Source organism: Nocardia sp. NPDC059180 (assembly GCF_042754945.1).
In the GTDB taxonomy this organism is placed as follows: Bacteria; Actinomycetota; Actinomycetes; order Mycobacteriales; family Mycobacteriaceae; genus Nocardia.
On sequence record NZ_JBHZBU010000003.1, the window covers coordinates 697,994 to 722,090 of the forward strand.

25 protein-coding genes are annotated in these 24,097 nt (G+C 65.5%); 14 read left to right on the forward strand and 11 right to left on the reverse strand.

Annotated elements, in window-relative coordinates; translation table 11 throughout:
- Window positions 1–500: 500 nt before the first annotated feature.
- The 4 genes from ACFXNW_RS13625 (at window position 501) to ACFXNW_RS13640 (ending at window position 2,756) form a co-directional block, all read left to right on the forward strand.
- Complete coding sequence (locus ACFXNW_RS13625; protein WP_379417942.1) at window positions 501–983, forward strand: hypothetical protein; 483 nt, start codon at window positions 501–503, stop codon at window positions 981–983.
- Entirely contained in the window at window positions 980–1,381 is a 402-nt protein-coding gene (locus ACFXNW_RS13630; protein WP_379417943.1) for a hypothetical protein, read from the forward strand. The genes ACFXNW_RS13625 and ACFXNW_RS13630 overlap by 4 nt, the downstream gene beginning before the upstream one ends.
- A 480-nt stretch (window positions 1,382–1,861) precedes the next feature.
- A complete protein-coding gene (locus tag ACFXNW_RS13635) occupies window positions 1,862–2,116 on the forward strand; it encodes a hypothetical protein (RefSeq protein WP_280234476.1) in 255 nt (84 codons plus the stop codon).
- A gap of 112 nt (window positions 2,117–2,228) precedes the next feature.
- A complete protein-coding gene (locus ACFXNW_RS13640; protein ID WP_379417944.1) occupies window positions 2,229–2,756 on the forward strand; it encodes a hypothetical protein in 528 nt (175 codons plus the stop codon).
- A gap of 147 nt (window positions 2,757–2,903) precedes the next feature.
- Here ACFXNW_RS13640 and ACFXNW_RS13645 read toward each other — a convergent pair whose 3' ends face one another.
- Window positions 2,904–3,602, reverse strand: coding sequence for a histidine phosphatase family protein (locus ACFXNW_RS13645; RefSeq protein ID WP_379417945.1), 699 nt, complete (start codon window positions 3,600–3,602; stop codon window positions 2,904–2,906).
- 244 nt (window positions 3,603–3,846) lie between these two features.
- On the opposite strand from ACFXNW_RS13645, the gene ACFXNW_RS13650 reads away from it, so the two are divergent.
- Window positions 3,847–5,409: a bifunctional metallophosphatase/5'-nucleotidase gene (locus ACFXNW_RS13650; protein ID WP_379417946.1), complete on the forward strand. Its 1,563-nt coding sequence runs from the start codon at window positions 3,847–3,849 to the stop codon at window positions 5,407–5,409.
- A 215-nt stretch (window positions 5,410–5,624) separates the two neighbouring features.
- Here the strand turns inward: ACFXNW_RS13650 and ACFXNW_RS13655 are convergent, their stop codons facing one another.
- Window positions 5,625–7,580, reverse strand: coding sequence for a UvrD-helicase domain-containing protein (locus ACFXNW_RS13655; protein ID WP_379417947.1), 1,956 nt, complete (start codon window positions 7,578–7,580; stop codon window positions 5,625–5,627).
- A gap of 880 nt (window positions 7,581–8,460) precedes the next feature.
- On the opposite strand from ACFXNW_RS13655, the gene ACFXNW_RS13660 reads away from it, so the two are divergent.
- A complete protein-coding gene (locus ACFXNW_RS13660) occupies window positions 8,461–8,784 on the forward strand; it encodes an Rv3235 family protein (protein ID WP_379417948.1) in 324 nt (107 codons plus the stop codon).
- A gap of 390 nt (window positions 8,785–9,174) precedes the next feature.
- Window positions 9,175–11,121, forward strand: a complete 1,947-nt coding sequence (locus ACFXNW_RS13665; protein ID WP_379417949.1) for a UvrD-helicase domain-containing protein — start codon at window positions 9,175–9,177, stop codon at window positions 11,119–11,121.
- On the opposite strand, the gene ACFXNW_RS13670 is transcribed toward ACFXNW_RS13665, so the two are convergent.
- Window positions 11,108–11,635 (reverse strand): LLM class flavin-dependent oxidoreductase, encoded by a 528-nt coding sequence (locus ACFXNW_RS13670; RefSeq protein WP_379417950.1) that lies wholly within the window; start codon window positions 11,633–11,635, stop codon window positions 11,108–11,110. The two genes, ACFXNW_RS13665 and ACFXNW_RS13670, sit on opposite strands and share 14 nt — an antisense overlap.
- 156 nt (window positions 11,636–11,791) lie before the next feature.
- Here ACFXNW_RS13670 and ACFXNW_RS13675 point away from each other — a divergent pair, with 156 nt between their 5' ends.
- On the forward strand, window positions 11,792–13,954 hold the full coding sequence (locus tag ACFXNW_RS13675) for an elongation factor G-like protein EF-G2 (protein ID WP_379417951.1): 2,163 nt from the start codon (window positions 11,792–11,794) through the stop codon (window positions 13,952–13,954).
- Between the two features lie 60 nt (window positions 13,955–14,014).
- Complete coding sequence (locus ACFXNW_RS13680) at window positions 14,015–14,767, forward strand: SDR family NAD(P)-dependent oxidoreductase (RefSeq protein WP_379417952.1); 753 nt, start codon at window positions 14,015–14,017, stop codon at window positions 14,765–14,767.
- Window positions 14,768–14,797: 30 nt separating this feature from the next.
- On the opposite strand, the gene ACFXNW_RS13685 is transcribed toward ACFXNW_RS13680, so the two are convergent.
- From ACFXNW_RS13685 to ACFXNW_RS13695, 3 genes are read right to left on the reverse strand one after another with little or no spacing between them, the layout of a single operon-like run.
- A complete protein-coding gene (locus ACFXNW_RS13685; protein WP_379417953.1) occupies window positions 14,798–15,490 on the reverse strand; it encodes an ABC transporter permease in 693 nt (230 codons plus the stop codon).
- Window positions 15,490–16,407: an ABC transporter ATP-binding protein gene (locus ACFXNW_RS13690; RefSeq protein WP_379417954.1), complete on the reverse strand. Its 918-nt coding sequence runs from the start codon at window positions 16,405–16,407 to the stop codon at window positions 15,490–15,492. The genes ACFXNW_RS13685 and ACFXNW_RS13690 overlap by 1 nt, the downstream gene beginning before the upstream one ends.
- Window positions 16,404–16,766: a GntR family transcriptional regulator gene (locus tag ACFXNW_RS13695; protein ID WP_379418148.1), complete on the reverse strand. Its 363-nt coding sequence runs from the start codon at window positions 16,764–16,766 to the stop codon at window positions 16,404–16,406. The genes ACFXNW_RS13690 and ACFXNW_RS13695 overlap by 4 nt, the downstream gene beginning before the upstream one ends.
- Before the next feature lie 141 nt (window positions 16,767–16,907).
- Here ACFXNW_RS13695 and ACFXNW_RS13700 point away from each other — a divergent pair, with 141 nt between their 5' ends.
- Window positions 16,908–17,675: a hypothetical protein gene (locus ACFXNW_RS13700; protein WP_379417955.1), complete on the forward strand. Its 768-nt coding sequence runs from the start codon at window positions 16,908–16,910 to the stop codon at window positions 17,673–17,675.
- Between the two features lie 384 nt (window positions 17,676–18,059).
- On the opposite strand, the gene ACFXNW_RS13705 is transcribed toward ACFXNW_RS13700, so the two are convergent.
- Entirely contained in the window at window positions 18,060–18,737 is a 678-nt protein-coding gene (locus ACFXNW_RS13705; protein WP_379417956.1) for a class I SAM-dependent methyltransferase, read from the reverse strand.
- Between the two features lie 106 nt (window positions 18,738–18,843).
- Between ACFXNW_RS13705 and ACFXNW_RS13710 the strand changes: the two genes are divergently transcribed.
- Window positions 18,844–19,416 (forward strand): TetR/AcrR family transcriptional regulator, encoded by a 573-nt coding sequence (locus tag ACFXNW_RS13710; RefSeq protein WP_379417957.1) that lies wholly within the window; start codon window positions 18,844–18,846, stop codon window positions 19,414–19,416.
- Window positions 19,417–19,554: 138 nt separating this feature from the next.
- Here the strand turns inward: ACFXNW_RS13710 and ACFXNW_RS13715 are convergent, their stop codons facing one another.
- Complete coding sequence (locus tag ACFXNW_RS13715; RefSeq protein ID WP_379417958.1) at window positions 19,555–19,998, reverse strand: DNA-binding protein; 444 nt, start codon at window positions 19,996–19,998, stop codon at window positions 19,555–19,557.
- Window positions 19,980–20,264, reverse strand: a complete 285-nt coding sequence (locus ACFXNW_RS13720; protein WP_379417959.1) for a hypothetical protein — start codon at window positions 20,262–20,264, stop codon at window positions 19,980–19,982. The genes ACFXNW_RS13715 and ACFXNW_RS13720 overlap by 19 nt, the downstream gene beginning before the upstream one ends.
- 120 nt (window positions 20,265–20,384) lie before the next feature.
- Between ACFXNW_RS13720 and ACFXNW_RS13725 the strand changes: the two genes are divergently transcribed.
- Window positions 20,385–20,645: a hypothetical protein gene (locus ACFXNW_RS13725; RefSeq protein ID WP_379417960.1), complete on the forward strand. Its 261-nt coding sequence runs from the start codon at window positions 20,385–20,387 to the stop codon at window positions 20,643–20,645.
- A gap of 13 nt (window positions 20,646–20,658) precedes the next feature.
- Here the strand turns inward: ACFXNW_RS13725 and ACFXNW_RS13730 are convergent, their stop codons facing one another.
- Complete coding sequence (locus ACFXNW_RS13730) at window positions 20,659–21,132, reverse strand: nitroreductase family deazaflavin-dependent oxidoreductase (protein WP_379417961.1); 474 nt, start codon at window positions 21,130–21,132, stop codon at window positions 20,659–20,661.
- Between the two features lie 211 nt (window positions 21,133–21,343).
- Window positions 21,344–22,780, reverse strand: coding sequence for a type I glutamate--ammonia ligase (gene glnA, locus ACFXNW_RS13735; RefSeq protein WP_379417962.1), 1,437 nt, complete (start codon window positions 22,778–22,780; stop codon window positions 21,344–21,346).
- A gap of 252 nt (window positions 22,781–23,032) precedes the next feature.
- On the opposite strand from glnA, the gene ACFXNW_RS13740 reads away from it, so the two are divergent.
- Both ACFXNW_RS13740 and ACFXNW_RS13745 read left to right on the forward strand, forming a co-directional pair.
- Entirely contained in the window at window positions 23,033–23,563 is a 531-nt protein-coding gene (locus tag ACFXNW_RS13740) for an RDD family protein (protein ID WP_379417963.1), read from the forward strand.
- Between the two features lie 47 nt (window positions 23,564–23,610).
- A complete protein-coding gene (locus ACFXNW_RS13745; protein ID WP_379417964.1) occupies window positions 23,611–23,979 on the forward strand; it encodes a YrdB family protein in 369 nt (122 codons plus the stop codon).
- Window positions 23,980–24,097 lie beyond the last annotated feature (118 nt).

Sequence of the window (24,097 nt, forward strand, 5' to 3'; positions counted from 1 at the left end):
ATCCAACTCGTATCAAGCTGCACAATCGTCATGGAATCACGACAGGATACGAGTCGCGCGTGTGTTGTGCACCGCGGTGACCGTCGCTGCGATCAGTGGCACCATCGCCGTGCTCGGCCCAGCAGATGTATACCCGCAGCCGCGGTGGCTGACGCTGGCCGCGGTTACCACGTTCGCCGCTCCCTTCGCCGCCGGCAGCTGGTTCTTTGCATGGTGTTGGGCGTGGACGGAAACCACGGGCGATCGATGTCGCAATCGCCGCCATGGGTTCATGCGCCGCTGCCAGATCCGATCGCACCGGGCTAGCATCTACGACCTGTGGGGGCTTATCTGCATGGGTACCGGCGTCCTCCTCGCGATACCGATGATCAGGCTGGTCATCGAGGGATGGCGACCTTCCGGCTAGCCCTCCTCGTGACGATTCGAGTGGACATGACCGCCGCCGGCCCGTGTGCGGATCCGATCGCGCCCTCACGACTCCGGTCGACCATGATGAACCCATGTCAGATTTGGTATGGGACGAGGTCAAGCACTTCTTCGATCCCGGTCTCATGGGTGCGCTACCGGATATCTACGTCCATGACACGACCGTCGACGACTGGCAGGCGGTGTTCGACCTGATCCAGTCGAGTGGGTGGGAGTGGGAGTTCAGGGAGGGCGACGCGGTGAAGCCGTTGCCGTCGGCGGCGGAGGCGTTGGGGCGGGGTGACGATGATGAGGTGATCAGTCTGCATGTGCGGGCGGCTCCGGAGCTGTTGGCGATCTTTCGGCCGTGGTCGGAGTCGCAGGTCGAGTTCGATGTCGACCTTCAGGAGTTGCAGGGGCAGGTGGGGGTCGATGTGCTGTGTGGGTTTCTCGGCACGATCGGGCGGTTGTTGGGGAAGGAAGTGGCGATGGAGGCCGAAGGGGATTTCGGGCATCCCGTGCTCGGGTATTCGCCGGAGGCGGACCGGGTGGTGTTGATGGCGGATCCGAAGGCGTGAGCGGCCTGCCGGTTGGGCGGCAGGCGCGGGGGTTCTGGATCTACACTGGTCGGGTGTTTGTTCGACGGCTGATCGCAGCGTCCCTCTTCGCCACTCTGACCACGTTCGGCGCGGTCGCCTGCACGATGCAGGGCGATGGGTACACCTCTGAGTGCAAGGTCGAGGGGTGCGTCATCACGTTCGATCGCGGTGTCGACGCCGAGGCGAGCGTTCTCGGGCTGAAGGTCAAGGTGGTCAAGGTGGAGGGCAACGTGGTCACCCTCTCGGTGGGTGGGCAGGAAGTCACTGTGCCGGTGGGTGAGTCGGGTTCGACCGAGGGCAACACCATCACCGTGCGCGAGGTTACCGAAGACAAGGTGGTCGTCGATATTTCCTCGGGGATTCAGACCGGGGGCTGATCCGGGCAGGGCCGATCGGGCTGCACTGCCCAACCCCGGCGATCGTTCAGCCGGGGTTGGGCAGTGAAATTCGCAGGCTCTGTGCGACCAGGCTCGCCAGCCGCTACGCCGTGAATCCGCGCTCGACCGCGCCCCGCGCCGTCGAGGTAGACCGGCGCTTAGGCGCTGATGTCCGCGCCCACGCAGGCCCGTTCACGATACGTGCGTCGGCGTCCAAGGACCGAGTTCGCCCCGATGTTGAGCCACGACGGATCCGTCGCTCAACCAGCACGCCGGGTGCCCGGCGGAGAAGGCTCCGGCGAATCAGAAATCTTTACGCCTCGGTGCCACAGAGGCGCCCCTTCCAGAATCATGCCCACACCACCCGCGTGAGATGTGCGTCACATCACGCCGAAATAGTGTCGACCGGTTACCAATTGGGTACTCAAATCAGTTTGCCCATGACAGAATCAGCAGCGTTTCACAAGTGAATGGAGCATGATGAGATTCGCAGCTGTCCTCGGGACTTCCGCTGTTGCTGTCGGGCTGGTTCTGTCGATTCCGGTGCAGGCGTCGGCCCAGCCGGGGTCCGGGTGCCATGAGTCCTACGATCCGTGTGTGCCGATCACGTCCGATGTGGACTGTGCGGGCGGGAGCGGGAATGGGCCGGAGTACACCGGGCGGGTGCGGGTGATCGGGCCGGATGAGTACGACCTCGACCGCGACGGCAACGGGATCGGCTGCGAGAACAGCTGATTCTGATGGATGAGATCCGGGCGGTCTGCCCGGATCTCGGCCAGGACAGTCGCGGGCATCATCTGGCTCATACCCACTTCACATCTTCGCCACCTGTGATTCAATCCGGGTCATGCGCAAAACCCTGCTGGTAGTCGCGGTGATCGCGGGTTGGTCGGTGGTTGGCGTCGCGCCCGCGGAGGGTACCGGGACGCAGCCGTCGTGGTCCGGGGATTACTCGGTGAAGCGCTTCGCGGCGACCAAGCATGGCACCAGTTTGGCGGCGAGGCAGTGGGAGCCGGACTTCGCCGATAGGTACAGGTTCGAGACGAGCTGCACCGGTGACGATTGCGTGGCGACCGTGATCGATGGGCCGACGCCGGCCAACCCCACGCTGCCGTTGCCGCCGCAGTACAGCTGGGACGGTGTCAGTTGGGTTCACACCTATGACTGGGAATGGGATTGCTATCAGGGCGAAGGTGTGCCGAAGGTATGGGCGCCTGCGCGTTCGGTTGCGTACTACACGCCGCAACCGGACGGGAGGCTGATCGGTTCCTGGCGGACCGATATCGACGGCGGTCCATGCGAAGGCTCGGTCATCATGGATGTCGCGGCTTACCCAGTTCAGCGGTCTCCCCTGCCGTTCGGGAGCAGTTCGTAGGTACCGTCGCCGCGATCGGCGGGGCCGACGGCGCGCGCCGGGCGAGCGCGAGGTGTAGCTGACATGGGCAGGATGCTGATATGGGCGTTCGCGCCACTCACCGAGGACTCCGCACCGCCGAGAGCGCCCGCGCCCGACGTGGCCCGTTCAGTCGATGGTTTCGCCCCAGCGAACCCGCTTCAACCGCCCTCCGTCCTGAATCCACTGGGACACCGAGGCATTCGGAACCGGCGGCAGTTCCTCGGGCAGCGTTGATCCCGGCCCGGCGAAGATGCGGCGCAGCGCGGCGATGGTCGCGTCGTGGGCGACGATCAGAATCTGGGTCCTTGCGGCAGGGCGCTCGAGGTCGTTGATGAGATCGCGAACGCGCAGAGTGACGTCGGCGAGCGACTCGCCACCAGGCGGTCGGTAGAACCAGTCCCCCAATCGCGCTCGACGTTCGGCTTCCTCGGGGGCTTGCGCGCGGATCGCGGCGGGCGACCACAGTTCCAGCGCACCCATTTCGCGATCACGCAGGCGCTCGTCGACGACCAAGACCGGACCGTTGCCGGAGCGTCGCGAGGCCTTTTTCATCGTTTCCCAGGTCTGCATGGTCCTGCGATACGGCGAGCAGAGCACCAAGCTCGGGCGATCATCGCGGCCGAGCCGGGACCACCATTCACCTAGCTTCGCGGCTTGTTCATGCCCGAGTGGGGACAGCTCGATATTCCAGTCGGGGACGCGGGGCCGGGTGTCCGCTGCCGGACCGTCTGACGCTGCGTTCACAGTGCTCTGACCGTGTCGAATGGCCAAGACACCGGCCAACTCTGTCGGTCGCGGTAGGTGGTAGGCGATGTTGTCCTGCATCGAACTTCGCGTTCCTTTCGGATTGTCGCGGCCGCGATGTCGTTGGATCGGGGTGCGCCGCCCAGGGGCGTAGCGAGAATTCACCACGCCGACGCGTAGCGGCCGACCTGTTCTGTCAGAGTCGGAACGTATGAGCGCCTGTCATCGTGCCACCGCATTATGCGCCGGACTACTCGGTCTCGTTCTTCTCGCGGGGTGCGCTTCGAACAACGAGCAGCCGCCGGCTCCCGAACCGAATCCACTTGTGTCGACCGACGACCTCCCCGAAGCGCAGCCCGACGAGGTGCACCTGTTCGGCTTCAACGATTTCCACGGCCACCTGGAACCGCCCGAGGATTCCAATGGGCAGATCGCGGGGCATCCCGCAGGCGGCGCCGCTTACCTGTCGACCCATCTGGCGCGCCTGCGGGCCGCCTACCCGGACAGCGCGGTACTGCTGACCGGGGACAATATCGGCGCGAGCCCGTTGGTGTCGTCGCTGTTCCAGGACGAGCCGACGGTGAACTTTCTGAATTCCCTGCATCCGTCGGCGTCTGCGGTGGGCAACCACGAACTCGATGACGGGGTGCTGGAGCTGGCCCGGATCCAGCAGGGCGGATGCGCTTTCGACGGGTGTTCGCCCGGGGCGCCGTTCACCGGTGCGGCGTTCCCCTACCTCGCCGCGAATGTCACCGATGGCAACGGGCAGCTGCCGCCCGGATTGCGGCCGTGGGCGATGGTCGAAGTGGGTGGGCACAAGATCGGTGTGATCGGTGCGGTGACGCCCGAGACGGCGCATATCGTTTTCCCGGAAGGGATTCGCGGATACTCGTTCGGCGACCCCGCGGATGCGATCAACAGCTACGTACCCGACATGCTCGCGGCAGGCGCGGAAGTCGTCGTCGGGCTGGTGCACAACGGCGGAAAGCAGCAGGTTACCGGCGCCGACTACAACGGCTGCGCCGACATCACGCCGAACGTCCCCGAGTTGGCCAGGCGCACCGATCCCGCGGTTCGGGTGCTGCTCACCGCGCACAGTCATCAGTCCTACGTCTGCGAGTTCGACGGGAAGGTGGTGACGCAGGCGGCGTCCTACGGTCGGCTCATCACCGATATCACGGTGCGATTCGGTGATGGCGATGTGGAAGTGCAGGCCGTCAACCGGGTGGTTACCCGGGATGTGGCGCCGGACCCGGCGACCGTCGAGTTGGTCGACTTCTTCGCCGCACAGGCAGCGCCGCGCGCCGGACGGGTCATCGGCTCAGCTGCCGAAGCGCTGCCCAAAACAGCTGCGCCGAGCGGTGAATCACCGCTGGGCAATCTGATCGCCGACGCTATGCTCGCCGCCACCGCCGAACCCGCACAGGCCGTGGCAGCGTTCGTGAATCCGGGCGGCGTGCGGGCCGATATCGGCGCAGGTCCGATCACTTTCGGCAGCATCTACGAGTCGCAGCCGTTCGGGAACCAGGTGGTCACCGTCAGCTTCACCGGCCGGCAGATCGTGGACCTGCTCGAACAGCAGTGGAGCGACCCGGACCGACCGACCGTCCTGTCGGTGGCGGGCATTGCCTACGCCTACGACGATGCGGCGCCCACCGGAAGCAAGGTTGTCGACGGTAGCATCCGAATCGGCGGCGAGCCGTTGAATGAGGTCGCGATGTATCGGATCACCACGAACAACTTCCTCGCTTCCGGCGGCGATGGGTTCAGCGTGTTCACCCTTGGCACCGGCATGGCTGTGGGGCCGATGGACCTCGACGCGTTGGAGGCTTATCTCAGTGACCGGGAGCCGGTCGAACTGCCGGTGAACCGGATCGAACGGCGTTGACCTGGATGATGGATCGGTCGGCGTTCTCGACCTGCCGGTGTCGGCGCCTACTTTCTCTGGCTCGCGCTCCCTCGGATCGCGTTGACGGTCGGTCCCGCGATGACACGACATCCGGCGGGAATTGCAGTCAGCCCGACCCCGACCTGTGATCCAGATAGTCGACCCGCGCAGTCGAACGGCCCGATGGACTGTTGACGGTCGAACCCAGCCGAGGCTCAGTCGGTCAGCAGTGCGACCCACAGGTAGTCCCTCGGCCGACTCACCGCTACCAACGTCTGCCGGGCAAGAACTTCCGCCCGGTCGCGGGCGCCGCCTGTCAGTTCTCCGATGGCAGCGGGCGGCTTTTCGGTGATGTAGAAGACCGCGGCGAAGTCCATGCCTTTGGCGCGGTGCACGGTGCCAACCTTGACCGAGTCGAGTTGGGTGCCGTCGTACTTCTCGAGGGGTATCACCGGAAAACCGGCTCGCTCCACGACTTCCTGGTACCGGGATGCGTCCTTACGGGTGTTGACGATGATGGCGATATCAGCGCTCGGAAGACCGGAGTCCTTGATGGCGCGGACCAGGGCCATGTCGATCTCGGAACGAGACACGAAGCGTTCGGTGACGCTGCCGCCGGAGAGGACGGCGGCGCTGTCGCGCAGTACGAAGCCCTGCTGGCCGTCCAGGTCGTCGACGGTGTCAGCCGCCTCGATGCGTTTCGTGTACCGCAGTACCGCTTCGCGGTTGCGGTAGTTGGTGCGCAGTTTTCGGCCGCGACCGGCCAGCGGAATGCCTGCATCGGAGATACGCCAGCCGCCGGCGTAGACCTGCTGCTGGCCGTCGCCGACCAGAAGGAGGTTGGCGTCGGACCCGCCGCCCGCGATGTGGTGGACCAGCTGGAGTTCGAGGAGGGTGAAGTCTTGGACTTCGTCGACGACGACCATGGCGAAATCTTCGGTGGCGTCGAGTGGTCTGGCTCGAAGTTCGTCGATCGCTTTGCGGATGATGTCGTTGAAGTCGTCGATGCCGCGCTCTTCCATCCGCGCCTGATAGGGGCGATAGAGGTGCTCCCACACGTAGTCTCGCCGACCGCCGTGCAGTTGGATACCTTCGCGGCCTGCACGTCTGATCGTCCGATAGGCGTCGCGGGTGGCAAGGCCACGGCCTTTGATGACTCGATTCAGCTCGTCCTTCCAGTACTGGTAGTCGGTGCCGTCGATCTTGCTCAGGACCTCGCGTGCTCGTTTCCATGCACGGGCGAAGGCATCTTCCTGGAGCCGCTCATCGAGGTAGTAGTGCACGTGGCGGCGCCTGAGGAATTCGGTGGTCCACGCGTGCAGGCCGATGAACTCGGTGCGGTCGAGGGCGTGCGGGGCGAGGTGGGCGAAGCTCTGCCGGTGGTAGTTCGGCAGTGTCCTGACGAAGCTGGTGAACAGGATCCGGCCGGGATTTCGTTTGGCGAAATGTGCCATCTTGTGAAGCGCGACGACGGATTTGCCGGTACCGGCCGGGCCGCTGAATCTGGCGGGACCGCTGAAGTTCGTGTGTACCAGTGCGAGTTGATCCGGGTCCAGGAAGGTCATCCACTCACGGAAGGGGCGGGCCAATCCGTTCGATCTCGCGTCCTCGGTCAGTGTTGATTCGCCGAACAACCCGTCGGATGAAGCAGGCTCGGCGGTGGGAGCCGACTCGGTGGATATGCGCTGATACCAGGTCAATCGATCCGAAACCGAGAGCGCGATATCGCGTGCCCGGCGCTGCGACAGCTTGGTTTCGCCAGTGATCAGAGTTGTGCGGATAGTGGATTCGTCCACTGCGATGAACTGATCGTGCGCCTCGGTGACCACGGCGGACGTCATGAGCAGCATGATGTCCAGCATGTGCGGCACGAACTGTTCGCGACCGAACAGCATGCCCGCGAACGCTTCCTCGGCATGTTTGCGAACGCGCACCAAGTGAGCGCGTGAGGGCACGATATCGGTGAATACCAAGGCGTACACGCCGGTTCGGCCGATCGCGAAACCTGACGCGCGCCCCTCGTTGTCGCCGGCACGGTCGATCAGCACATGCCAGTCACGCTCGGATAGTGGAACCGACAGAAACCTGCGTTGTGCCGCCGTGAGCCGCGGTAGGTCGGCGAGTTTGCGCTCCACCCAGCGGCGTCTGCGCTCACGAGCAATGTCGGTCACGAGGGACCCCCTGACTTCTGGATGATGTTCGCATCCGGAAGGAAGTTTACCGGAACATTGTCGCTTCAACAGTGAATTTCGGTTGTTGCCAAGGGAATTGGAAATGTTCTTGCAGATGTTGTTGCATCAGGGTCGCCTTGTTGCGCGCTGAGGGCGCCGAACTCTCTCCGGCAACTATGTCCGGCCTAGCCACCGCCGCGATTCGAAAGATTGCGAATGCCGGATTGCGTCAACCGTTGTCGCCTTGTCGAACATCTCCGGTGAAATCCGCCAACTCGGGCCGTGGGCGATATCCATCCCTGTCCGACTCAACCGTCCGTATTCCTCCGCCGCTGCGCCGTACGCCGGGAAAACGACGGCGTGCACCGCCGACAGCGCGATCGGAGCCGGGACTAAGGCTTCGGCCTGGACATGGGTTACACACCGCGGATCGTGGCCCGGGCCACGCGAGAAGGTTCGATCGCCGTCTCCGGTCCGTTGCGCGAAGCACGCCCGCACACCTGCGACCGTCCACGACGACACGCCGTTGACCCCGAAAACGCCGATACGACATCGGATATGGGACGAACTCGATGCAAAACGTGGTGGCGAGATTTCGCACGATGTCATGCTCCTGTAGCCGATCGCGTACCGGCGATCACCATCGAGGGGGATGTCAATGGATGAGTTCCGTGTTTCGCTTCGGCCGATTCCCGTGTACGAGCCGCCCGCGCAGCCGTACACACCGCGACGTTCGCAGGAACCGCTACCGGCCGACCTCGACACGATGCCGTGCCGGAGTCACGTTCGACCCCGAGCCACCGCCGGCTCCCATCGAGAATCCGTAGGTATCCGCCGGGCGGGGTGCTCGGCGACGAGGTCGAAGCACGGCGGTGAGGCGATGGAACAGGCACGGGTGGCCGCCGAACGGTCCTTGCGTGTGGCGCTGGAAGTACTCGACCATCGCCGCCCGGTGTCCCAGCTGACCGCGCTCGCCGACGCGCGCACAGTCGCAGCGGTGCGCACTCTGATCCGGGCCGACCTCATCCCCAGCCGCGAGCTCGGGTCCGCAATCCTCGCGGGCCTACATGTGGAGATGGTGGACGAGCAGACAGCCGAGGTATGCGCCAGATATCTCCGCGGCTCCCGCCGACTCGCCCTCGCCGCCCGAATCGAGCGGTCTGGGCGTCGGGACTGGCATTTGACCGCTCTACGGTTGAGCTGAGCAGGGCGGAACGGTCCCGCCAGGTCCGCTATCGACGGCATCGACGCGGCCATCGTGTGCCGGGCGACTCGCTGGGCAATTTTCAACCGGACGAGATGGCAGTCGGTGCATCGCTACACCATCGGCCTTCGTGGTTGTGGGCAGCATCGCCATCGTGGTGGTAGCGGAGTCCTCTGCGCTGGCCCTGTGGGCGATCGTGTCGGACATCCCCGAGCAGCTAAGCCGTCGTCTGAGGTGACCAGTACGTCGCGCGTCCGCTGATACGAGTTGCCACCCCGCGCACGACACAGGTTACCTAACGTTCCGGTTGCGATTGTTGAATTACTCACAGCTGCAACGGATTACCCGTACCGTTTGACGTTGGAAGTCGAGCCGCAAGGGGGTTCTGCGATGTCCAACGGCGATCCGGATTCACGGCGAAGCAGGGTGTATCAGGTCCTCCGGGAGATACCGGGGCTCACCTCGCAGCATCGCAATTTTCTGACCGTGCCCTTGACCGATCCGTCCTGGCACGTCTTCGTGCACCGTGACCTGGCTGGTCAGACAGTTGGAGAGTCGGGCGCCATTCTGGTCGGAAGCCGCGGCGTGCACTTGCTGGTTTTCGCCGAACCCGGGCAGGTGCTCCACAGCACCGACAAGATCGTCAGCAGCGCACGGTCACTCGTCGCTGGGCTGCACAATGATCAGCATTACTTCGTCGCACGACGAATGCGCGCGATCCTGCTCCTACCGGATGGTGCCGAGGCAGCAGCATCCGATCGCGGGATTCCGACGCGTCTGGTCGACTTCGCGACAACGCTGTCGTCGTTAGCTCAGGAATTCAGCCCAGCACGGGCCCGGGTGATCGCAGACGAAATCGCGTCCCGAGCGTCCAACTATCAGCGTATTCGAGTCGATAGCCCGCCACCGAGTCCTCCAAGCCCAACGTTGTTCGATCGAGCCGAACTGCTTGCCGAACAGCGAGCCGCAGCTGCCCGCGGCCCGCTCGAGGAGTGGATGACATTTCGCGACCCGGAACAGATCAAGCTGATCAAACGGAAATTTCACGGGCCGGCGCGCATCAGCGGCCCCGCCGGCACCGGTAAGTCGGTGGTCGCACTGCACCGAATGGCACAGCAGCTTCAACGGAGCGGTGGCAGGGTGCTGTACACAACCTTTGTCAAAACGCTTGCCGCCTACCAGCGAACCAACTTCCGCCGCCTCGCGCCGGAGCTCAGCGGCCGAGCCGAGTTCGTCGGACTGCATGCATGGGCGCACCGGCTGATCGAGGATCGTGGCGAGTTCATCCGGATCGAACCTACCCAAACGGACGACGTTTTCGACCTCGCCTGGAGCCACTGCCGCAGGAGTCTCACCGATATCGAGCCGCGAGCCTCCCACTGGCGTACCGAAATCGATCGGGTCATCAAGGGACGCGGCATTGCCGACCTGCCGCAGTATTGGGCTTGCGATCGTCGCGGCCGCGGCGGGGACGATCTGGATCGGGTCCAGCGCAAGCTCGTGTGGAACGAGCTCTATCTGCCGTACTGCGACATCATGCAGCGGCGCAGAATCTCCGACTTCAACGACCTGATCGCCCTCGCGCTCGAATCGCTGAATGAGAAGCCGTACGAGGTCCGGTACGGCATGGTCGTCGTGGACGAGGCCCAGGACGTCACCCTCACTGGGTTGTGCCTGGCTCATGCCATCGCCGGCGGTGGTGATGACGCGCCGCTACTCGTGGTGGGTGACGGTCAACAGCAGGTGTACGAGGGTGGTTGTAGTCCTGCCGACGCGGGGATCAACTTGCGTGGGCGCCAGGCGGTGCTGCGTGTGAACTACCGCAACAGGGAAGCGGTATACCGCCGTGCCGCGACGGTCAACGCACTGAATACCCTCGGCGACCTGGACGGTAGTCGAGGCTGCGCACTCAGCGAGGCACGATTCGTCCTGCCCGGCGGCACGACCGTCGACTGGCAGGGCCGCTCGGGCGGCATCGGATCGGCTCTCGTGGCAGCCATTCGTCGATCCCCGATTCCCTTGGCGGAACTCGCCGTCATCACGACGAGCCGTCATATTCGCGCAATCGTCCTCGATGCGCTGCGGCAGGCCGACATCGCAGCGAGCAGGCTCGAGGACTACCGCGGCGACCGCACCGACACGATCAAAGTGGGAACTGTCCAACGTGCGAAGGGGCTCGAGTTCGCCGGAATCTTCTACATTACCGAGCCACCGCGACCGCCAGAACGTGGAGCCTCGAGCGGCGATCGCGAACAAGCCGAACTCTGGGACCGACAAACGATGGTCGCCATCACCCGAGCCCGCGACTTCGCCTGGGTCGCGTTCATCGTCGCCTGACCGTAGGGCCGACTTGGTCCACCAACCGCTGAACCCACTCCAGATGTGCGTCCACCCCCGACACGACGAACTTCAGGTCGACGAACAAGTCCGAATAGCCGGTATCGGTCAAGGTCTGGATGGTTTCGGCGACCTGGTCGACCTCGCTGCCTGCTTCGACGTTGATCCGGACGTTGGTGGCGATCGCTGCTGGGTCCCGCCCTGCGGCGAGGGCGGCGGCGTCGATCATTGCGCGTTGGCGTTTCAGCGAGCCGATGTGGTGGACGCCGGCGGGTGTTTGGACGACTGCCAGCCAGCCGTCGGCTCGTTCGCCGATGCGTCGTAGCCCGCGTGGGGTGAAGGCGCCGAGGTAGATGGGTGGGCGGGGGCGCTGGACGGGTTTCAGGTCGACCCAGGATTGCGGGATCGACCAGTGCTTCCCGTGATGTTCGACCGGGTTGGTGGTCCACAGTGCGTCCAGAACGTCGAGGAGTTCGTCGAGTCTCGAGGCTAATGATCGAGCCGTGACCTTCAATATTTGCAGCCACGCTGCTCTTTTCCAGGGCCCGCACCGACCGAAACCAGACCGATATGCGACGCCACGAGCTGCGCGGACCGAATCGTGGACGTGAACACCGCACTGGTGGGAAGCTCGATATAACCGCGTGTCGATTCCCGAGGACGGTGAGTCATGGTGGACAGAGCGAATGGTGTGGGGGGGCCGGAGGCCATCCGGAATGTGGTGTTGGTCGGGGGTAGTGGGTCGGGGAAGACGACGTTGGTGGAGGCGTTGGCGCTGGCCACCGGGTCGGTGAACCGGGCGGGGCGGGTCGAGGACGGGACGTCGCTGTCGGATTACGACGAGATCGAGCAACGTCAGCACCGGTCGGTGCAGTTGTCTGTGGTGCCGGTGCAGTGGGGCGGGGTGAAGATCAATCTGATCGATACGCCCGGATACGCGGATTTCGTCGGTGAGCTGCGCGCGGGGTTGCGGGCGGCGGATGCGGCGTTGTTCGTGGTGTCGGCGGCCGAAGGGGTCGAGGGGGTTGCCGGGTCGACCAGGGCGTTGTGGGAGGAATGCGCGAGTGTCGGGATGCCGCGCGCGATCGTGCTGACGCATCTGGATACGGCGCGTGCCGACTTCGACGAGATGACGCGGACCTGTCAGGCGCTGCTGGGCGGCGGGTCGGCGGAGAATGTGCTGCCGCTGCATCTGCCGGTGTACGGGCCGGCGAGTGCGGATGGGCATCGGCCTGCGACCGGGTTGGTGGAGCTGCTGGAGCAGAAGGTCGCCGACTATTCGACCGGCGAGCGGGCCTGGAAGGAGCCCTCGCAGCAGGACCTGGATCTGATCGAGGAGGCGCGGGCACGGCTCATCGAGGGCATCATCGCCGAGAGCGAAGACGAGACCCTGATGGAGCGGTATCTGGGTGGTGAGACGATCGAGCTGAGCACACTGGTGGCCGACCTGGAGCGGGCGGTGGTGCGTGGCAGCTTCCACCCGGTGCTGTTCGCGGCGCCCGCGGCAGAGGACGGACTGCAAGGGCTGGGCACGCTCGAGATGCTCGAACTCATGACCGCCGGTTTCCCCACGCCCGCCGAACACGAAGTGTCGGCGGTGCATTTGGCGAATGGCTCGAAACCCACTCCCCTGCACTGTGATCCGACTGGCGAGCTGGCGGCGGAGGTCATCCGGACGTCGTCGGATCCGTATGTCGGCCGGGTGTCGCTGGTGCGGGTGTTCTCAGGGACACTGCACGCCGACGACACCGTCCATGTCTGCGGGCACGGTTCCGGCACCGACCACGACGTCGACGAACGTGTCGGCGGCATCACTGCGCCGTTCGGCAAACAGCAGCGCCCGCTGGGTGAGGCCGTCGCGGGTGATATCGCCTACGTGACCAAACTCGGGCATGCCGAAACCGGCGACACCCTGTCGGGTACCGGTTCACCGCTGCTGATCGAACCGTGGCAGATGCCTGAACCGTTGCTGCCCATCGCCATCCGCGCACACAGCAAGGCCGACGAGGACAAGCTGTCGCAGAGCCTTTCCCGGCTCGTCGCCGAGGACCCGGCCATCCGGGTGGAGAACAACGACCGCACCCACCAGCTGGTGCTGTGGTGCCTGGGTGAGGCGCACCGCGACGTCGCGTTGGAGCGGTTGCGCACCCGGTTCGGGGTGCAGGTCGACGTCGAGGACCACAAGGTCGCGCTGCGAGAAACCTTCGCGGGCAAAGCGAGTGGGCGCGGTCGGCATGTGAAGCAGTCCGGTGGACACGGTCAGTACGCGGTGTGTGAGGTGGAGGTGGAGCCGCTGCCGGAGGGGTCCGGGATCGAGTTCGTCGACAAGGTGGTCGGCGGGGCGGTGCCGCGGCAGTTCATCACCTCGGTCGAGAAGGGTGTGCGGGCGCAGGCCGCGCGCGGGGTAGCGACGGGATATCCGCTGGTCGATGTGCGGGTCACGCTGCTGGACGGAAAGGCGCATTCGGTCGATTCCTCCGACGCGGCCTTCCAGACCTCCGGTGCGCTCGCGCTGCGTGAGGCGGCTTCCGGAAGTCGGATCGATCTGCTGGAACCCATTGCGGAAGTTCGGGTCAAGGTGCCCGACGACTATCTCGGCGCCGCGCTCACGGACTTGTCGGTGCGTCGGGCACGCATCCTCGGCACCGAACCTGCCGAGACCGGGCGGACCTTGATCCGTGCGGAGGTTCCGGAGCTGGAGCTCACGCGATATGCGATCGATCTGCGCTCACTCACGCACGGTGTCGCGCATTTCAGCCGCGACTACCTGCGTCACGATCCGATGCCTGCCCAACTGGCCGAACGAGTTCGGCAGGAATCCGTATCGGCCTAGGACCCAGACCGAAATATGTCGGGGCGATGATTCTCCTGCCCCCAACTCGTCTGCATACGTATGCGACTCGATGGCAAGAATGCGGTGGTGTACGGAGCGGCGGGGCATATGGGCGGTGCCGTAGCGCGGGCGTTCGCCGAGGCGGGCGCGCGGGTGTATCTGGTCGGGCGGACGCGGGCGACGCTAGAGGCCGTCGCGGCGGAGATCACGGAGGGCGGTGGTCGAGCGGAGGTCGCTGTGGTCGACGTGTTCGATCAGCCGGGTGTCGAGGCGCACGCCGATGCGATGGTGGAAGAGGCTGGATCGCTGGATATTTCATTCAACGCGGTGGGAATGGACGCGGTTCAGGACGTGCCGCTGGTCGATATGCGGCTCGAGGACTTCATGGCGCCCATCGTCGGCTCCGCCCGATCGCATTTCATCACCACGACCACGGCGGCTCGGCAGATGTCGGCGCAGGGAAGCGGCGTCATCGTGCTGCTGTCGGCCACCGCGGCCGGTGAATCCCGGCACCGGATGGGCGGTTTCAATCTTGCTTGTGCCGGTATCGAAGCCCTCAACCGCAGCCTTGCGGGGGAACTGGGGCCCGAGGGGGTCCGGGTCGTCTGCATTCGCGCCAACTTCACTCCCGAAACCATGCCCGAGCTGGCGGAGGAAGATCCTGTCCTCGACCCGTTGATCGGTGACACCCGGCTCGGGCGGCTTCCTCGCTTGACCGAGGTCGCCAACACCGCGGTCTACGCCGCCTCCGACAGCGCCGGGGCGATGACGGGCGCGGTCCTCAACCTTTCGTGCGGCGCGCTCGTCGATTAGCAGCCGCCGAGCCCCGAGCTCAGCTTCCGACTAAACCGTCGACCGTCGAAGCGCCGCCCACGCTCCGGCCGTGCACACCGCCGCGATCACCCCGGGAAGCAGCACCATCGGCACCACACGCGGGCTGTCGGCGAACCAGCGACCGACCTCGGGCCACCAGCTCTGCCAGGTGATTACGATCGCCGCCAGCCCGAACCCGATCAGCAGCGCCGCGAGGAAGGAGTACACGCCGGTGACGCGCCACCGCTGGTAGAGCGCGCCCATCACCAGCCCGGCCCCGGCGATCAGCGCGAGCGCGGCCAGATAGGTACCAAGCTGGATGAGCGGGTTGCTGGTGAACTGGCCCGGGATGTCGAACATGACCATCTTCACGCCCCAGCCGTCGGTGGCTTCCTCGATCAGTCCGAGCCCCCACAGCAGCACTCCGGTGCCGACGATCTGCACCGCCGCGACCAGCAGAGTAGCGGAGAAGTAGTCGCGGCGGGTGACGCTCATGCCGAGCGCGAACGGAAAGGTCTGCGTCATCGCGCCGAGATAGAACGCCAGCATGACGCCGAGAACCGCGGTGACGCTGCCGGTGACGCTCGATTCGTCGGCATCGACCAGCATGAAGATCACCCACGGAATCAGAAACGCCACCACGAGGATGCCGGCCGGCCAGGCGATCAGCAGTGGCCAGGCGACGGTGTGGATCCGCGATACGGACATGGCACGGCGCAGCATTACTGGTCCTTTCCGCGAAGGTTGGTGGTTTCGATGATGAGCTGCTGCAGCGACACCGGCTCGACCAGCAGGCCGAGCGATTTGGCGTGGGCGATGTCGTCGGCCCGGTCCTGGATGCGCAGCATCACCCTTGCCTGGTTGCCGAGTGCTTCGCGGCGCAGTTCGGGGCGTCCGCCCAGGAACGAGTCGACGTCGGCGAGGGGGCCGGAGACGGTCATCGCGGTGTCGCGCAGATCGTCGGCGGCGGAGTCGACCACGAGGCGGCCCTTGTCGATCAGCAGCACGTGTTCGAGCAGGTCGGCGACCTCGTCGATGAGGTGGGTGGACAGGACGACGGTGCGTGGATGTTCGGCGTAGTCGGCCAGCAGCCGGTCGTAGAACAGCTGACGGGCCACGGCGTCCAGGCCCAGATACGGCTCGTCGAAGAAGGTGAGCGGGGCGCGCGAGGCGAGGCCGATGATGACGCCGAGCGCGGAGGTCATACCGCGCGACAGCTTCTTGACCTTGCGGTCGGACGGTAGATCGAAGTCGCGCAACAACTCTCGGGCGAAATCCTCATCCCAGTCGCGCAGCAGGTGGCGCGCCGCGGCCAGCACATGCTTGACCTTGTAGTCGGTCGGATACGCCTGGCTCTCCTTGATGAACGAGACCCCGCGCAGTACCTCGGTGTTCTCGTGCGGCGTGTGGCCGAACACGCGCACTTCGCCCGCGGTCTGGAACGCCTGGCCCGTCATGACCTGCATGAGGGTGGTCTTGCCCGCGCCGTTGCGGCCGAGCAGGCCGTAGATGGTGTTCTCGCGCAGGTCGAGAGTGACGTCGTCGAGCGCGGTGACGGATCCGAACCGCATGGTCAGCCCCCGCGTGGAGGCGACGACTTCGGTGCCGAGCATGGTCGGTTCGGTGGTCGCGGCGCTCATCGCGCCCCCTCTCGATGGTCGAGCATGGCTTTCAGTTCGTCGATCCCCATGCCGAGCTTGTCGGCCTCGGCGATCAGCGGGTCGATGAACTGCTCGGCGAAGCGTTCCCGTCGGCGCAGCCGCAGGGCATTGCGCGCACCGGCTGTGACGAACATTCCGATCCCTCGCTTCTTGTACAGAATCCCGTCCGCCACCAGGTGATTCAGCCCCTTGGCCGCGGTCGCCGGGTTGATCCGATGAAATGCGGCGAGCTCGTTCGACGATGGCGCCTGGGACTCTTCGGGCAGCGATCCGTCGACGATCGAGTTCTCGATCATCTCCGCGATCTGCAGAAAGAGCGGCCTGCCGTCTTCGAGCACGGTCACCTTCCTCGGTTGAGTGGTTCATTACTCATGTAATGAACCATAGAGGTAGCGCGGCCGCGGCGCAAGCAGAGTTGCGCTACCCAACCGGGCCGCAGGTGTTCCATACGGCGTACAAAACCAATAGGGTGGCACCTGATGTCAGTCCAGCGGAAGGAACCCGGCATGTCGGTCGGCGCGACGGTGAACCCCTACATTCAGCAGCTCGGTGGAGGATTCATGTTCTCCAGGGAGGCAAAGGAATACGCGGCAGAGACCGGCGTCGAGGAATTCTTCGGGCCCTATACCCGCGGTCGCGGCGGGGTACTGGGCGATACGGATGCCGATGTGGTCACCGCGGCATTCGGATTCTTCCCCGGCCATTCGATCCGCAAGGCTTGGGAGTCGGTGCCGATGCCCGCGGCGAAGGCGGCGGAACGGTACGCGCGGGTCTGTCAGGACTTCGGCCGGCGCAAGCTCGCCGGGTTCGAGGAGGCCGGACGACTCGCGGAACTGCTCGAAACCGTTGCCGCGGCGGCTGATCCAGCGGGCGTGCCGCTGTTCGCAGGGTGGCGGGCAATGCCGCTGCCCGACGACGCACCGGCCCGGGTTCTGCAACTCACGCACGTGTTGCGCGAATTGCGTGGCGGACTGCACCTGATCGCCGTGCGCGCGTCGGGCCTCGCCCCGCAGCAGGCTGTGCTGATCTCCGGCTCCCCCATCAACGACGGCCCCAACCAGGCCCGCTGGTACGGCTGGCCCGAGCCGTTCGAGGAGATCACCGATGATGTGCGTGCGCGTTGGAAGCGGGCCGAAGAGGTGACCAATGACCTCATCGATCCGGCATTCTCGGCGCTCGGCGAGGGCGATAGCGCCGAGCTCGTCACGCTGCTCACTGCCGCCCACGCGACGGTTTTCGCCCGTTAGCAACGCCACCCGAGGCGGGGTTCGATGGGCGGCTCGAGCGAGGCTCGTGCCGCTCCGAAGCTGGCCGACGGCACAGATCTGCGGTGTCGGCCGCCTGCCGAAGTATTCCGCTACTCCTCCCCCGCCGTTCGCGTGGTGAATCTTGCCGTTGCTCGGATGTTCGGGAGGACACCCGCAATGGGAGCTCTGCCGACGCTGCGAGCCTCGACCGATCCGAGCGCTACCGGAGGTGAATATTTCGGTCCCGCAGGGATGTTCGAGATTCGGGGCTACCCCACCGTCGTCGAGGCAGTCGACGGTCCCGCGATCCGGAACTCGGGGCGGCGCTCTGGGATGCGTCCGAACGCGCGACCGGGGTGCGGTATCGGTTCTGATCGCCGGTGATCACCTCCCTTCGGGTTTCCTGGCGACCAGCATTCCGGTCGCATAGCGGCTGACCAGGAACTGCGGCTCGTCGAAGCCTGCTACGCGCAGGGTGTCGGTGTAGCGGCGGATGTCGACGTCGGCGAAGGGGTCGGCGGCGGTGCCGCGGCCGGTCAGGCGCAGGATTCGGGCGAATACGGCGCGGAATCGTGGGGAGGGGTGGGCGTCGGCGAGGAGGAGCCGGCCGCCCGGGCGCAGGACGCGGAACATTTCGTCGATGGCGGTGGCGCGGCGCTGCTCGGGGATGTGGTGCATGACGAAAGTGCAGGTCGCTACGTCGAATTCGGCGTCGGGGAGGTCGAGCTGCTGGGCGGCGGACTGGATGTAGCGGTGGTTCGGGTCGTGGGCGCGGTTGTGCTCGATGGCGGTGCGGGAGGGGTCGACTCCAGTGGCCGAGCCGTTCGGGCCGACGACGGCGCCGAGGGCGCGGACGAGTTTGCCTGGGCCGCAACCGATGTCGAGTGCGTTGCCACCGGGCTGTGCGCCGCTTATCGTGGCCAGTTCGCGGATGAGGCGAGCGTGGCGGCCGAGGAAGAACACGGCGGTGAAGGCGTTGTAGCGACGCAGGTCGGCGATGACGATGCCGGTGTCCGCGTCGTCGATGAACATGGTGCTGGAGCGCTGATTGTTTCCTGACATGTGCCCATCGTCGGAATTTCCGCCGATTCCGGCCAGAATCAGCATGTGCGGATCCGTTCGTTTCCGCACAGATCCACCAGATCTGTCCGCCGACGAGAGAGCCAGCATGGTCGAATCCCCCGATCGCAGGGTGCGCAGGACCCGGGACCTGCTGCATCGCGCGCTGATCGAGTTGATGATCGAACGTGGATATGAGCGGGTGACGGTCACCGACGTCATCGACCGCGCCGACGTCGGCCGCTCCACCTTCTACGCGCACTATCGCGACAAGGACGACCTGCTGGTGGTGAGCTGCACCGAATTCCTGCGCCGGGAAATCGACCGGGTGCGCGGGACACGCGGTTCACCGCTCGGTCCGCTGCGGGTGATGTTCCATCTGGCCGCCGACTATCCGGACGTCTACCAGCCCCTGATCGGCCCGAAGAGCAGCGCGACCGTGCTGCGGGCGTACCAGCAGTCGATCACCAGCATCGTCACCGAACAGCTCGGTGGGCGGTTCGAGATGGACGAGGGTGAGTTCGCCGATACGGTCGCGTTTCTGTCGTGGGGGTTGATCGGGTTGCTCGGATCGGTCATCGATGCGAAGGACCCGACGCCGCCTGCGACGGCGTGGCGGCGGTTCGAGATGCTGTGCATGCCGGGTCTCGTGGGTCGTCTCAGGGAGGTCGATACGGGGTGAGAAAGACGTCGATGCAGCTGTCGCATTCCGTTGCCTCCGAACGCCGATCGGGTGCCGACACTCCATCGGTCCTGTCGAGACGGGTCACCTCCCGAGTAGCCTGTGGCACCGGGTGGCTGCACACTCAGCATTTCGGCTCTACAGCGGAATAATCCGGATCTCCGGCCCGCAGAGGGCGTGCATGCCCTCAGGATCGCTGGTCAGCAGGACGACCGGGGTGGGCTGGCCGTGGGCAAGTTCGGCGACGACGGAATCTATCGCGTATTTATGCCCGTGCAGGCCGGCTTCGATGAGACGTGCCGAGGCAGCCTTCGCCATCGTTTCGTCGACAGGCTCGATACGGATACCGGACAACAACCAGGCCAGGCGGGCACGGTCGACCTTTCGATGCGTTGCCTCGATGATGGTGAGTGCGCTGATCACAACCTCCATCCCGCGCGCACGCCCTTCAGCGACCAACGCGACGACCGAAGCCGAATCATCGACGAGCCGTGACAAGCCCTGGCAGTCCAGCACCATGGTGCCTTGCTGCCTGGTTTTCTGACGATTGGACGCGGGGCGGTTCAGCTTGCCGTGGGCCATTGCCCCGGCTCACCCAGCGCCTCGTCGAACGCGTCACGCGCGCGTTGCCGATCGTCGGCCGCGATCGGGCCGTTGCGACGCTCGTAGTCGGCGAGATACTCGTCGAGCAGCATGCCTCGCAACTCTCGCTCCACCGCTGAGGCGACGAACGACGAGAATTCGCGCTTGCCCACCCGTTCTCGAATCGCCTCCGCGGTGCCTTCGGGCAGCGACAGGCTGACCCGCGTAGCAGGCCCGTCGCCGATGCGGTACTCCGGCTCACCCATGCGTCGACTTTATCAAATCGAGTAGGAAACCTGTTGTTAGTCGCCGAATATGCGGGGTACGCGGTGTGTGACGCGGCGAAACCGCCGCCGAGGTCGGACGGAGCGGATCAGGAGGATGTCATGGGTGTTCAGCGGGTGATCGCGGCGGTCGGCATCGCCGCGGGGATGACGTTGGCGGGGGTCGGGGTTGCGGGGGCGCAGCCGGAGGCTCCGGAGCCGGAGTCGCCGCTGACGCAGTACATGAAGATGTTGCCGCCTGCGCCGGCGTGGTGTGCGGGGATGTGGGATCCGATCGAGGACAGGATCGAGGACATGGTGCCTCCGCAGGCGAAGGATGCGTTCGACGCCTTCGACGACTGGTGCGAAGGCGAAGCAGACTGACCGACCGGTGCGCTTACCGCACGGTGAGCCGGACCACCGGATAGATCCGCTTGGATTTGGCCTGGTACTTACCGAGGCGGGGTTGGTCGGCGACGATGCGCTTCCACGCCTGTTCGCGGTCGTCGCCGTCGAGGCGCTGCGGAGTCACCGGGACGGCGTCGTGGCCCGGCAGCTCCATCGACGCCTGGTCGGGATGAGCCATCAGGTTGACGTACCAGTCCGGGTTCAGCGTCCCGCCGCCCGAGGCGACAACCAGCTTCGCGTCGTCACCGTCGTCGAACCAGGCGATCGGCGATTCCCGCTGCTCCCCTGTTCGCCGCCCGACCGTGTGCAGGATCAGCACGTCCATCCCCATGACCTTGCCGCTGCGCTTGCGCCGCATGCGGCGGTTGGTCCTGGCGTTCATCTTGTGCTGCATCCACCGCGAGAACGGCCCGGGTGTTCCGGGTTTACGCTCCCCGCTACCGCTTGCCTGCTCGCCTGCCATAGGTGACCTCCCAATGAGTTCTCGGTCTACGCAGCCGGACCTTCACGACTCGCCGCGTTCTGGCTATCACGTTAGCGAGGGCTCACCCACGGACGCTTCTCGATTCCTGATCGGTCGCGCCGCGTGTCCGCACCGGCAACCCCCAGGAAACGGGACGAGCCCTCCCGCACCGAAATGCGGAAGGGCTCGAAACGTCTTGCGATACTTCGATTTACACGTCGAAGTAGAGTTCGAACTCGTACGGGTGCGGACGCAGGTTCACCGGGGCGATTTCCTGCTCGCGCTTGATGTTGATCCAGGTCTCGATCAGGTCCTCGGTGAAGACGTTGCCTTCGGTGAGGTAGTCGTGATCGGCCTCGAGGCGGTCGATGACCGTGTCCAGGCTGGTGGGGGCCTGCGGGATGTTCTTGGCCTCCTCCGGCGGGAGCTCGTAGAGGTCCTTGTCGACCGGGGCCAGCGGCTCGATCTTGCGCTTGATGCCGTCCAGGCCTGCCATCATCATGGCGGCGAAGGCCAGGTACGGGTTGCCCGAGGAGTCCGGCGCGCGGAACTCGATGCGCTTGGCCTTCGGGTTGTTGCCGGTGACCGGGATACGGACCGCGGCGGAGCGGTTGCGCTGCGAGTACACCAGGTTGATCGGGGCCTCGTAGCCCGGAACCAGACGGTGGTAGGAGTTCACGGTCGGGTTGGTGAACGCCAGCAGCGACGGCGCGTGGTGCAGGATGCCGCCGATGTAGTGACGGGCCAGATCCGACAGACCGCCGTAACCGGACTCGTCGTGGAACAGCGGCTTGCCGTCCTTCCACAGCGACTGGTGCACGTGCATGCCCGAGCCGTTGTCGCCGAAGAGCGGCTTCGGCATGAACGTGACGGTCTTGCCTTCCTGCCACGCGGTGTTCTTGACGATGTACTTGAACAGCTGCAGATCGTCGGCCGCGGAGAGCAGGGTGTTGAACTTGTAGTTGATCTCGGCCTGGCCGGCGGTGCCGACCTCGTGGTGGCCGCGCTCGAGCTCGAAACCGGCGTTCTGCAGGTTGGTCGAGATCTTGTCGCGCAGGTCGACGTAGTGGTCGTACGGCGCGACGGGGAAGTAGCCGCCCTTGTTGCGGACCTTGTAGCCGCGGTTGAGGGTGCCGTCCGGGTTGAACTCGGCGCCGGTGTTCCAGGAGCCGGAGATCGACTCGATCTCGTAGAACGAGCCGTTCATGGCCGAGTCGTAGCGGATGGAGTCGAAGATGTAGAACTCCGCCTCGGCGCCGAAGTACGCGGTGTCGGCGATACCGGTCGAACGCAGGTACTCCTCCGCCTTGCGCGCGATGTTGCGCGGGTCACGGGAGTAGGCCTCACGGGTGAACGGGTCGTGCACGAAGAAGTTCAGGTTCAGCGTCTTGGCCGCGCGGAACGGGTCCAGCTGCGCGGTGTTGTAGTCGGGCAGCAGCAGCATGTCCGACTCGTCGATCGACTGGAAGCCACGCACCGAGGAGCCGTCGAAGGCCAGCCCTTCCTCGGCGAGGTCGGCGGTGAACGCCTTCGCCGGGATGGAGAAGTGCTGCTGAACACCGGGCAGATCGCTGAAGCGGATGTCGACGTATTCGACGTCCTCGTCGGCGATGTATTTGATGACCTCGTCGGCCGTGCTGAACGTCACTTAGTTCTCCTTACGGATAGTTTCCCAGGCCAGTGTCGATTGCATGGGCGTCGCGACCAGACGGTATGGACGCGGTGTTTCCCGGCAGTCAAGGTTGTGTTTCGCCAGTGTTACACGTGCGACCGAACGGGTGGCATGTGCCACCCACGCTCGGGCGGTAGCGTCATTCTGCCATCCGTGACCTGGGCCGACGGCGTGAGCACCGGTTATGCGGTCGATGGTGGGCTCCCGCGTCCCCCTATCCTGGAAGCCATGGCACGTATCACCGGATCCTGGCTTTCCGGACCGACGGCGGATCCGGGTGATCCGGCAACTCCCGAGTTCCGCGGCGAACATATCGGGTTGCCGCGCTCCGGTGCGGGTTCGCTGGTCGGCCTGGGCCGCCGCATCGCCGCCCTGATGGTGGACTGGGTGATCTCGATGGGCATCGCGGCCCTGATCGTGCGCCCGAACCCGCAGCAGATCATCGCCGACCTCGACCTTCCGGCGGATAAGCAGCCGCCGACCAACTTCGAGGCCGTGGTGAGCGCGTTGAGCACACCGACCTGGATGGTCTGGGTGGTGGTCGGCATCCTGGCGGTGACGCTGTTCGGGTTCACGCCCGGTCAGTACTTCCTGCGCTTGCGGGTCATCCGCGTCGACGCGCCGGTGCGGGTGGGATTCGTGCGTGCGCTCGGCCGTCAGCTGCTGCTCATCTTCGTGGTGCCCGCGCTGTTCACCGACGCCGACGGTCGCGGTATGCACGATCGGGCGACCGGTACCGCGGTCGTTCGCTCGCGCTGATCCTCCCTCGCCGGGGAAGGCGTGCCTGCGCACAATAGGCTGCCGCCGTGTCACTGAATCCGGCCATGCTCGCCGTACGGCTCGTCCTGGAACTCGCCGCCCTCACCGCCTTCGGCGTGTTCGGCTGGCGGGCATTCGATTCGCCATGGAAATTTGCGCTGGTCGTGATCTTGCCGCTCGCGGCTGCCACGCTGTGGGGCACGTTCGCGGTGCCAGGCGACCCGAGCCGCGGCGGTGAAGCACCGATCGCGGTCTCCGGCCAGGTGCGGCTGCTGGTGGAGCTGGTGGTGCTGTTCGGCGGCGCCGCAGCGCTCTGGGCGGCCGGCCTGCCGCGGTGGGCGCTGACATTCGGCGCGATTCTGGTGGTTTACCACGTCATCGCGCACGACCGGATTCGTTGGCTGATCACCGGCTGAACACCGATCGCCCGCACGGAAGCCCGGCCGCCCTGTCGGGCCCGCTCGTCCCGACGAGGTAGCGAACGAAACCCCGGCAAGGCAAGAGCCGGCGCCCCGGGATCGGGGCACCGGCCCG